This window comes from Rhodopseudomonas sp., from assembly GCF_036404135.1.
Taxonomy (GTDB): Bacteria; Pseudomonadota; Alphaproteobacteria; order Rhizobiales; family Xanthobacteraceae; genus Rhodopseudomonas_A.
Window position 1 is genome coordinate 1 of record NZ_DASWPE010000172.1, and the last position, 1939, is coordinate 1939.

Sequence of the window (1939 nt, forward strand, 5' to 3'; positions counted from 1 at the left end):
ACTGAACCATGTAGCGGCCGTTCGACATTTCGATCTTGTCGATACCGACTTCCTCGAGGCGCGTCACAAGACCAAGCGGCACGGCCTTCGGCTGGGCCGATCCGGCACGGAACACCAGCAGCGAGGTCAACTGTTCGGAAGTCATGGCACGCATCGCCGCGTTCTCGTCAGCGATTTCGAGCTGGTTCGAACCGGAAGCACCGAGCTCCTGCGCAATGCCGTTCGGATCGACGATCATGATCACCGCTCCATCACCGAGGATGGTGTTGCCGGAGAACATGCCGATGTGGCGCAGCTTGGTGGACATCGGCTTGACGACGATTTCCTCGGTATGGAACACGCCGTCGACGACGATGCCGAAGGTCTGGTTACCGACCTGCGTCACCACGATGAAGCCGTTTTCCGGATCGCTGTTGGTGCCGTCGTCGATCTGCAACAATTTCTTGAGATGCATCAGCGGCAACAGCTTGTTGCGCAACCGGAGCACCGGCGTGTCCTTGATCCGCTCGATGCGGTGTTCGGAATTGGCGCGTGCGCGCACCAGTTCGACCACAGCGAGTTGCGGAATGGCGAAGCGATCGCCACCCGCCTCGACGATCAACGCCGAGACAATCGCGAGCGTCAGCGGAATCTTGATGGTGACGCTGGACCCTTCGCCAGCCACCGACTTGATGTCGATGGTGCCGCCGATCTGATCGATGTTGGTGCGCACCACGTCCATGCCGACGCCGCGGCCGGACACGCTGGTCACCGCGGCCGCGGTGGAGAAGCCCGGCGCGAAGATGAATTTGTGGATCTGGCTCTCCGACATCTTCTCGACGTCGGCTTCCGAGGCGAGCCCGTTGGAGATCACCTTGGCCTTGATCCGCGCGGTGTCGAGGCCGCGGCCATTGTCGGCGATCGACAGCACGATGTGGCCGCCCTCATGATACGCCGACAGCCTGATGGTGCCCTGCTCGGGCTTGCCGGCGGCGGCGCGATCGGCCGGGGTCTCGAGACCATGATCGGCGGAGTTGCGCACCATATGCGTCAACGGGTCCTTGATCAGGTCGAGCACCTGGCGGTCGAGCTCGGTGTCGGCGCCGTGCATCTCCAGTTCGATCTGCTTGCCGAGTTCGGAGGCGAGATCGCGCACGATGCGCGGCAGCTTCTGCCAGGCATTACCGATCGGCTGCATCCTTGTCTTCATCACGCCGTCCTGCAATTCGGCGGTGACGGTGGAGAGCCGCTGCAACGGCACCTTGAACTCGGTGTCCTCGTGGCGGCGGCTGATCTCCAGGAGCTGATTGCGGGTCAGCACCAGCTCGGAGACCATGGTCATCAGATGTTCGAGGGTGTCGACATTGACCCGGATCGACTGGTTGGCGATCTTGTCGGTCTCGTGCAGCTGCGGGTCCAATTCCACCGCGGTCTTCTTGCGGGCGGGCTTCGCCGGCTTGGCCTCGGCCGCGGCGGGCTGATGCTCGACGGGATGATGCGCGGCGGGATGATGTTCGATGGGCTGATGCGCGGCCGGCTGTTCTTGGGCCACCGGGATCTCGACCGCGACTTCGGTCTCGCGAAACGCCCGCTCCAATTCGTCGAGCGAGACTTCGCCGGGGCGCAGCGCGCGCTCCAGCACCTGCGGCACCAGCGTGCCCTCGGCCAGCGGCGCGGCGACTTCAGCAACCGGCGCGGCCCGTTCGGGCGCGGCCTCGGCCGGCGTCATCGGGCGTTGCGACAACACTTCCAGTTCGCCGATCAGATCCTGATCGACGCCCTCGGGCTCCGCCTCGGTGGCCTCCAGCCCGCCCAGAATCTCTTTAATGCGGTCGATGGTCAAAAGGATCAGCGTCACCGCTTCGCCGGTCACCGGCATGCCGTCGCGGAATTTGCCCATCAGCGTCTCGGCGGCGTGCGCTAGCGCTTCCAGCCGCGGCAAGCCTAGAAACCCGCAGGT

The 1939-nt window shown here is 64.3% G+C and carries 1 protein-coding gene; it reads right to left on the reverse strand.

Annotated elements, in window-relative coordinates; genetic code table 11:
* On the reverse strand, nucleotides 1–1939 hold a 1939-nt coding region (locus VGC77_RS20000; RefSeq protein ID WP_331173315.1), incomplete at both ends, for a chemotaxis protein CheA.